This window comes from Actinomyces sp. (assembly GCF_030530635.1).
Lineage (GTDB): Bacteria > Actinomycetota > Actinomycetes > Actinomycetales > Actinomycetaceae > Actinomyces.
The window spans coordinates 1-8,324 of the sequence record NZ_JAUMUL010000059.1; the positions used below are offsets into that span (position 1 = coordinate 1).

The window sequence follows — 8,324 nt, forward strand, 5'->3', positions numbered from 1 at the left end:
CGTCTACCGACCTCGGCACGTAACGTCTACCGACCTCGGCAAGGGGCGGGGCCGTGAGGGGCGGGGCGGGACGCGGTCAGCGCTCGCAGAGGACGGCGACGGTGCGGCCGGGAACGGTGATGGTGCCGGTACCCGCGTCGAAGCGGGTGTCCTTGACGATCGGGTCGCCGCCCTCCATCTGGATGTCGCTGAGTTCGAAGTAGCGGTCCACCAGCGCGTCCACGCGCTGCTCCACGGCGCCCGGCGCTGGGTTGATCACCACGAGCAGCCCGTCCAGATCGGGATCGACATCCCCGGCCCCGGCGCCGTCATCAATCAGCATGACCACCAGGCCCGGAACCTCGAAATCGCCGGACGGGAAGGACACCCGCTCACGGATCAGCGCAGCCGACCCCAGGGAGAACAATTGGCTGGAGCGTCGCAGCCGCAACAGGTCGAGGGCCTGCTCCCGAGCCGTGGCGATGTCCTCCGGGGTGGGCCGCAGATCCTCGCGCATGAGGATGCCGGCCTGTACCACCCAGGCATCGAAGTTGCGGGCCGCAGGCGGCAGGCCACGGCCCCAGCCGTTGTCCTGCCCGGTCCAGTCGATGGCGTTGAAACGGTCACCGGAGTTGTAGGAGTCGGAGTCCAACGACTTGCTGCGCAGCAGCTCGGTTCCCGCCGCCCAGAAGCACGGCGACTGCCCCAGCGTCACCGTGGCCAGACACAGCGTATTCATACGGATGCGGTCGGTCATGGGGGTGCCGAGCGGGAGCTTGTAGGCGAGCCGGTCGAACAGGGTCTCGTCGTCGTGAGCATCGACGTAGTTGATGGAGTCGGTGGGGGCCAGCCCGTAGGCGGCGGCCTCGTCGCCGTAGCGGATCTCCTCACCCCTGACCCACTGCCCGTCGGGTCCGGCCAGGTCGAAGTCCCGCAGGTTGCCGGCCAGGGCAAGGCGCACCAGGTCGGCACGCCAGGCCAGGTCGTCGCGCTTGGTCTCCTCGGAGCGGTCATCAAAGCCGTTGGGGTCGGTCAGCTCGCCATTGCCCAGCCCCTGAGGCACACGCGGATCGGTGTCTTCGCCGCGCCCGTGGACGGCGTCGCGGACGCGGTCGTTGAAGGAGCCGATGCCCAGCAGCCCGACCTGCCCCTGAGTGGCCTGGATGAACAGGGCGTTGTCCGCTACCTCACCCATGTTCCAGCCCTCGCCGTACAGGAAGATGGGGTGGCCGACGGCGTCGTCCGCCACCTCGGCCAGCGCATTCTGGAGGCGCGCCATGGTCTCAAGCGAGTGATAGCCCATCAGGTCGAAGCGGAAGCCGTCGACCCGGTAGTCGACCACCCAGGACACGCAGGCGTCGATCATGAGCCGCTCCGCCATGCGACGCTCGGTGGCGATATTGTTGCAGCAGGTGGACATCTCCACGTTCCCGGCGGCATCCAGGCGGTGGTAGTAGCCGGGCACAATCCGGTCGAGCACGCTGTGAGGGTCCTGCCCGGAGGCGCCCGTGTGGTTGAAGACCTGATCGAGCACCACCTGCAGACCCATGCCGTGTATGGCGCCGACCATGTCGCGGAATTCGTATACGCGCGCCCCGCCGTCCTGGTGGCCCTCGCGCGCGTAGGAGCCCTCCGGGACCAGCCAGTGCCAGGGGTCGTAGCCCCAGTTGTAGGCGTCACGATCGGCGACGGCGGTGACGGCCGCCTGCGGGCGCCGCGAGGCCGGGGAGGCTTCGGCCGGGATTCGGGGAGTGCACTGGTCGCCGCGGTGCTCGGGCACCGAGCAGAAGTCGAAGGTGGGCAGCAGGTGGAGGGTATCGATACCGGCGGCCGCCAGCCGCCGCAGGTGGCGGGTGCCCTCGCACTGGAGTGAGAAGGCCGTGTAGGTGCCGCGCAGCTCCTCGGGGACGGAGGCGTCTGCGGCGGAGAAGTCGCGCACATGCAGCTCGTAGATGGCGCGGGCGGCGTCGTTGGTGAGGACGGGGCCGAGGTTCTCCCGCCAGGCGGAGGGCTTGAGCGCCCTCTGGTTCAGATCGACGACGACGCTTCTGCCGGAATCGACGGTCAGTGCCCGCGAGTAGGGGTCGGTGACCAGATTCGTCTCCACACGTCCGGTCGCGGGCACATATACGCGCACCTCCCACAGGTATTGGGAGCCGGCGTCGATGCCGGCGGCGGTGGCGGCGGACCCGTTCACCTCCCAGCGGCCGTCCCAGGACTCGGCGTCGGCCCGGTCTGCGGGCACGCGGATGGGATCGTCGTCGATCAGCGGGATAGATCCGGTGGGGTCGCCCGTGGGCCAGGCGAGCAGGGCGACGTCGACGGCGGTGGGCGCCCACAGGGTGAAGTGGGGCGCGCCGTCGGAACCGACGCCGGAGCCGAGCGGAGCCGAGCCGTCCCGAGCCGCGGCGGCGGCGTACAGGCGGTCCAACAGCGGCCAGATCTGCACGCCGGTGAAGGCGGTGACCCAACCACCGGTGGCGGCGGCCGTGCGCTGGACGACCGCCAGCTGGCCGGCCAACAGCAGCGTGATGTCCTCACGTTCGACGCGACGGCTGCCGAACTCATCCTCCAGGGACAGGGCCAGGTATCCGCGCAGGGCGGGGTGGGCGCTCATGGCCTCCTCGCCGAGCAGGTCCTCCAAGGAGCCGACGACGGAAAGCGGGATTTCTACGCCGTCGGGGCCGCGGTCAAGAATGCCGTCCACAATGCGGGCACCGCCGTTGGGCGCGGCGATGAGCCCGAAGGTGACCGGAGTGTGCGCCGGGAAGCCCTCCGGCGCGCGCATACGCAGCGCTTCGACGTCGACCATCGGCGGGAACAGGTCGGCCGGCCAGGCGAGGGTGGTCTCATCCACCCAGTAGGCGCGGGCCTCCCCGACACCGGGAAGCTCATGGCGAACCGGGGCGTCGTGATGCACCGGACTGGGTACGGCCATAAGAACACCTTCCTGCCTGTTGACGCCGAGTGTATCCCGACATCTCCGGGATCGGGCAACTTGTGTCAAGACACCGTGGCGGCGGTGCGGCGCGGGCCGCTCACGCCCTCGTTTACGGCCGCAGACCGCGCAAGTAGACGTCGACCAGCCAGTCCTGCCAACCGGGCGCCATTTCATCGACGACCTCCCCCAGAGGCCGAGACACCTCCACCACCCCGATCTGAAAGCGGACCGCATCCACGTCCTCACGTACCAGCCCGGCGGCTCGGGCCGCTTGAAGGAGGCCGGAGACGCGCGAGACGGCGCGCTCGCGCAGCGCAGGTCCCAGTCCGCCCGCCTCGAACAGCTCGGAGCGGGCTCCGACCTGCGTCAGCAGTCGCCCCAGTCGCAACGCCGCCACCTCACGCACGAAACCCTCCCAGGCGGCCTCCGGGTCACGGTCCCACGCCTGCTCGCAGCGCCCCGCGGCCGCGTCCAGCTGCTCGTAGACCGCATCGGCGACCCCGACCACCAGGCTCATCCGGTCCGGAAAGTGCCGGTACAGCGTGCCAATCCCGACCCCCGCCTCCGCGGCAATCCTTCTGACGGGGACGTCGGCGCCGACGTCGGCGAACAGCTCCCGGGCGGCCTTGATGATCGACTCCCGGTTGGCGGCGGCGTCCACCCGCATGGTGATGCTCCTCTCCCCCGCGAGGCGGTCCCGCGGACTTGACCAGACTACATCCGGAGCGATACGCTCCGGATCACTTCCGGAGCAAATTGCTCCACTTACAGAATCGAGTAACCTATGACCGCCCTACCCCCTACCGACGCGTCGACGTCCGCCTCGTCCCCGAGCCCGCGGCGTTCCACGCGCGGACTCCTGCTCGCCACGCTCGGCATCCCCGTCGTCATCATCCTCATGCTTCTGGCGTTCCTGGCACCTTCCATCAACTCCGGGGCGCAGGACCTGCCGTTGGCCCTCTCGGCGCCGGAGGCCGTGCAGGAACAGTTGCTGACGCAGCTGGATACCGCCGCGCCCGGAGTCTTCGACGTCACCGTCGTCGCGGACGGCGAGGCGGTGACCGGCGCGGTTGAGAACCGCGAGGCCATCGGCGGGATCGCCATCACCGCCGACGAGTCGGGCCAGCAGATTGAGGTCGTCACGGCTTCCGGCGCGGGCAGCCCCTACGCCGCCCTGCTGACGAACCTCGCCACCACGCTGGAGGCGCAGTCCGACGCCCAGGCCCTGGCCGCCGCTCAGGCGCAGGGCGCCGACGCCGCCACGCTCCTGCAGGTGCAGCAGGAGGCGAGTACCTCGCAGACGGTCACCGTCACCGACGTCGCCCCGCTGACGGACGCCGACCCTTCCGGCGTGGGTCTGTCCGCCATCGCGCTGCCGCTCGTGTTCGGCGGCATGGCCTCGGGTGTGATCCTGGGGCTGGTGCTGCGCATCTCCCCGTGGAAGCGCGCCCTGGGGGCCGTCGCAATCGCGGCGCTCGGTGGCCTGTGCGCCGCCGCCGTGCTGCAGACCTGGTTCGGCGCCGTCGACGGCTCCTTCCTGCTGCTGTGGGCGGGTCTGAGCCTCGGCATCGCAGCGATCTCCCTGACTCTGATCGGTCTGCAGGAGACCCTGGGCTACGCGGGTTTGGGACTCGGAGCCGTAATCATGCTGTTCGTGGCGAATCCGCTCTCCGGCCTCGCCACCGGCTGGCAGTGGCTCCCCAGCGGATGGGGAGCCTTCGGGCAGCTGCTGCCCGTGGGTGCGGCCGGCACCTGGCTGCGCTCCGCCGCCTACTTCGACGGCGCGGGCATGGGGGCCAGCCCGTGGGTGCTGACCGCCTGGATCGTCTGCGGCCTCGCCCTGCTCGCCGTCGGCGCATACGTCCACACCCGCCGCAACCGCGACCGCCGGACGCGGTGACGGCCTCCTCGAGGCTCCCTATGGCGTAGAACCTGCCGGGACGGCTCGGAGGCGAGTGTCCTCCAGACGCCTCACCGGATGGCGCGCCACGGCTCAGGCCCGCCGTCGCCGGCGCAGGAGGACTCCCGCCACAATCAGCGCGGACGCGGCTGCGGTCAGCGGCATGAGTCCGGTGGCGCCGGTGCGGGCCAGCGAGCCGGCATCTGCACTCACCCCGGAGGCCGATGCCGCGACGCCTGCCGCAGGGACGGTTCCGCTCATGCTTGCGCTCGACGACGGCGTACTCCCGCCCGTCGCGGGCGCCGCTCCGGTGGAGGCGGTGGCGCTTGCCGCGGCGGTGGGCGCCCCGGAGGCCCCGCTGTTCGCGGTAGCAGTCGGCGATGCCGAGCCGGTGGCCTGCGCCGAAGCCGTGGCGGTGGCAGTCGGCGACGCCGTGGCGCCACCGGCGGGTTCAGTGGTGGACCCCGCCGAGGCGCTCGGCTCCACCCCGGGCGCCGATGTTGCCGTGGGCGTCGGTTCGACGGCGGTCGGGCCGGTAACAGAGACGGTCGTCAGGTGGGTGCGGGCATCGTAGTGGAAGGTGACCGGGCCGCCGTCGGTGGTGTAGGTGATGTTGTCGCCGCCGGGCACGCCGTCGGCGCCGTAGTTCTCATCCCAGGTGCCGCCGACGGCGATCTTGTACTGCCAGGTGCCGGCGGGGATGTCGAAGGTGCCGGTGTACAGGCCGGATGCCGGGTCCTGGGCCAGCCGCGCCTGCTCGCAGTCGGGCTGCCAGTCGGAGATGCAGCCCATCTCGGTGTTGTGGTCGCCGGGGATGGTGACCTCCAGGCCGTCAATGGGGGGCTCCGGGTCGGCCTGCGGCCGGGCCCCGGTCAGGTCCGCACCGACGACGGCGAGGGTCGAGGCGGCGGCCCGACTGCCGACGGCATCGGTGGTTACCGCCCGCACCTCCAGGACGGTGCCGGCGGGCAGGGCGGACAGGTCCGCGTACACGCGCGGGGTGTCGTCCTCGGCGGTGCCGACGGTGGTCCAGTCCTCGGTGCCGAGCCTCCGGTAGGAGAAGGTGGTCTCCGCCCAGCGGTTGGCGGTGGTGGTGGCGGCGATCTCGGCGGTGGTGCCGGACAGGTTCGCCCCGTTGGGGGTGGTGAAGCCGACCGTGGGGTTCTTGGCGGCGGCGACGGTGGCGTCGGCGCGCAGGGCGACGGCGCTCATCGCGGGCACGGTCAGCGTGACAGTGCCGTCGGCGTCGGCGGTGACCGCCTTGTCGGTGCCGTACAGGGGGGTGTAGGCGGCGCCGGGGGTGAGGGTTTTGAAGGTGACGGTCTGCTCCTCCCCGGCGTTGTTCAGGGCGACCAGGTGCTCGACCTTCTCGTCGCGGTCCACGCGGGCGAAGGCGTATACGCCGGCGGAGTCCTGGGAGTACAGCTCGATCTGGGAGCCGGTGGACAGGGCCGGGTAGGCGGCCCGCAGCTCGGCCAGCTCGGCGATGTGCTTGTACAGCGCGGAGTCGGTGTCGTAGCGGTCGGTGGCGCCGGCCACGGACCCGTCGATGAGCTGCTCGCTCGCGTACTGGTCCACCTGCGTGGCGAACATGTCCTGGCGGGCGTCCTTGTCTCCGCCGGAGCCGGCCAGGCCCTGCTCATCGCCGTAGTAGATGACCGGCTGGCCGCGGGTCAGCAGCATCAGGGAGTGGGCCAGCTTGGAGCGGGACAGTAGCTCCGCGCTGCCGGACCCGCCGCCCAACAGGTAGCCAATGCGGCCCATGTCGTGGTTACCCAGGAAGGTGGGCTCGGCGTAGATGCTGGAGTGGGTGGTCGTGTAGTAGTCGTCGGTGGCGAAGAAGGCGCCCAGGTTCGTCGTCGGCCGGCCCCGGGCGAAGGCCTGGGCGGCGGCCTGGAAGCCGAAGTCGAGGGTGGCGTCCATGCCGGTGCCGCGCACGTAGGGGCTGGTCTTGGTGGCGTCGGCGTCATAGACCTCGCCGAAGGTGAAGAAGTCCGGGTTGGTGGCCGCGGCGTGGGCGTCGATGGCGGCGGTCCAGGCCTGCCAGAACTCGAAGTTGACGTGTTTGACGGTGTCGATGCGGAAGCCGTCAACACCGAAGTCCATCCAGGCTTTGTAGATCTCCTCGAAGGTCTGCTCGACGATCGGGTTCTCCGTCATCAGGTCGTCCAGGCCCTGGAAGTCGCCCATGGTGGTGGACTCCCCCGTCCAGGTGGAGTCGCCACGGTTGTGGTACAGGGTGACGTCGTTCAAGGCCTCGGGGATGACGTCGCCGTTGCGCACGGGCGTGTAGGGGAAGGAGGTGGCGGCGTCGAGGCTGGGGAAGTCGTCCCGGCCGGCCAGGGCGGAGATGTCGACGACGTTGCCGGCGGCGTCGGTGTAGGGCACGTCGGCGGTTTCGACGTAGGAGTAGACGCCCTCCTGATAGTTGATGAGGTCCGCGGTGTGGTTGGTGATGATGTCCAGGTACAGCTTCATGCCCCGCACGTGGAGGGCGTCGCGCAGCTGTTCGAGGGCCTCGTTGCCGCCCAGGTGCGGGTCGATGGTGGTGAAGTCGGTGATCCAGTAGCCGTGGTAGCCGGCGGAGGCGTCCGCGCCGCTGCCCTGGACGGGCTGGTTGGTGAAGGAGGGGGTCAGCCAGATGGCGGTGGTGCCCAGGTCCTGGATGTAGTCCAGGTGGTCGATCAGGCCCTGGATGTCGCCGCCGTGGTAGTAGCCCTTGTCGGTGGGATCAAGGCCGGTGATGTCGCTGCCGCCGGTGAGCCCGCCGGCGTCGTTGGAGGTGTCGCCGTTGGCGAAGCGGTCGGTGAGTACGAAGTAGAACTGCTCCGCGGTGCCCTGCCGTACCGGGGTGGCGGTCAGGGCGGCATCGGCGTCGGTGTAGGCGCCGGTCAGGTCGGTGGAACGCAGGCCGATGCGGCGAGTGTCCTGATTCCAGGTGAAGGTGAGTTTGGCGTCGCCGGCGAGGGCCAGGGGGATGTTGTCGGCGCCGCCGTCCTTGCCGTAGGAGGTGTCCCAGGTGTCGTTCAGGGCGACCTTGATCTCGTAGGCGCCGGCGGGGACGGTGGCGGTGTACTCCCAGGTGCCGTCGCCGTCGGCGTCGGTCAGCTCGGTGACCGCGCACGCGGGGTCCCAGTCGGCGGCGCAGCCGAGCTCGTCCTGGAGCGAGCCGACCAGGGCGACCGATGCAGGCGGCGCCTCGTCGGCAACGGCGAGGGCGGGCTGTGCGGCCAGGCCGATGGCGCCGGCGGACAGGGTGAGGGCGACGGCGGCCACCGCACCAAGGGTGCGAGAACGCCGGTATCGCCCGATATGCAAGGCTTGCAAGCGCACGAGGACTCCTTCGTCTGGGCAAATCGCGCCCGCGCCATGGCGAGCAGATTGGGATCCGGCCGGAGCCTGACGGCGCCGGACGAGGTTACCCGAGCGTACGACACGAAACCGCATCCTGCAAGCTCTGCAACTCTTTCATCGCCTTGCATCTCATCCCCGCCCCGTCCCCGC

At 70.4% G+C, this 8,324-nt stretch carries 4 protein-coding genes; 1 reads left to right on the top strand and 3 read right to left on the bottom strand.

Annotation, left to right across the window (positions count from 1 at the left end):
* Positions 1 to 76: 76 nt before the first annotated feature.
* Both Q4A20_RS12030 and Q4A20_RS12035 read right to left on the bottom strand, forming a co-directional pair.
* Positions 77 to 2,917: an alpha-1,6-glucosidase domain-containing protein gene (locus Q4A20_RS12030; RefSeq protein ID WP_303123270.1), complete on the bottom strand. Its 2,841-nt coding sequence runs from the start codon at positions 2,915 to 2,917 to the stop codon at positions 77 to 79.
* Positions 2,918 to 3,029: 112 nt separating this feature from the next.
* Complete coding sequence (locus tag Q4A20_RS12035) at positions 3,030 to 3,587, bottom strand: TetR/AcrR family transcriptional regulator (protein WP_303123272.1); 558 nt, start codon at positions 3,585 to 3,587, stop codon at positions 3,030 to 3,032.
* Between the two features lie 117 nt (positions 3,588 to 3,704).
* Here Q4A20_RS12035 and Q4A20_RS12040 point away from each other — a divergent pair, with 117 nt between their 5' ends.
* Positions 3,705 to 4,820 (top strand): ABC transporter permease, encoded by a 1,116-nt coding sequence (locus Q4A20_RS12040; protein WP_303123274.1) that lies wholly within the window; start codon positions 3,705 to 3,707, stop codon positions 4,818 to 4,820.
* 93 nt (positions 4,821 to 4,913) lie between these two features.
* On the opposite strand, the gene Q4A20_RS12045 is transcribed toward Q4A20_RS12040, so the two are convergent.
* The gene (locus Q4A20_RS12045) at positions 4,914 to 8,096 is read right to left on the bottom strand and encodes an alpha-amylase family glycosyl hydrolase (RefSeq protein WP_303123276.1); all 3,183 of its coding nucleotides are present in this window, start codon (positions 8,094 to 8,096) and stop codon (positions 4,914 to 4,916) included.
* Between the last annotated feature and the right edge of the window lie 228 nt (positions 8,097 to 8,324).

What these genes read in the sequence shown, in the direction of transcription:
- Q4A20_RS12030 (WP_303123270.1), bottom strand. Translation starts at nt 2,917, where the DNA reads ATGGCCGTACCCAGTCCGGTGCATCACGACGCCCCGGTTCGCCATGAG.
- Q4A20_RS12035 (WP_303123272.1), bottom strand. Translation starts at nt 3,587, where the DNA reads ATGCGGGTGGACGCCGCCGCCAACCGGGAGTCGATCATCAAGGCCGCC.
- Q4A20_RS12040 (WP_303123274.1), top strand. Translation starts at nt 3,705, where the DNA reads ATGACCGCCCTACCCCCTACCGACGCGTCGACGTCCGCCTCGTCCCCG.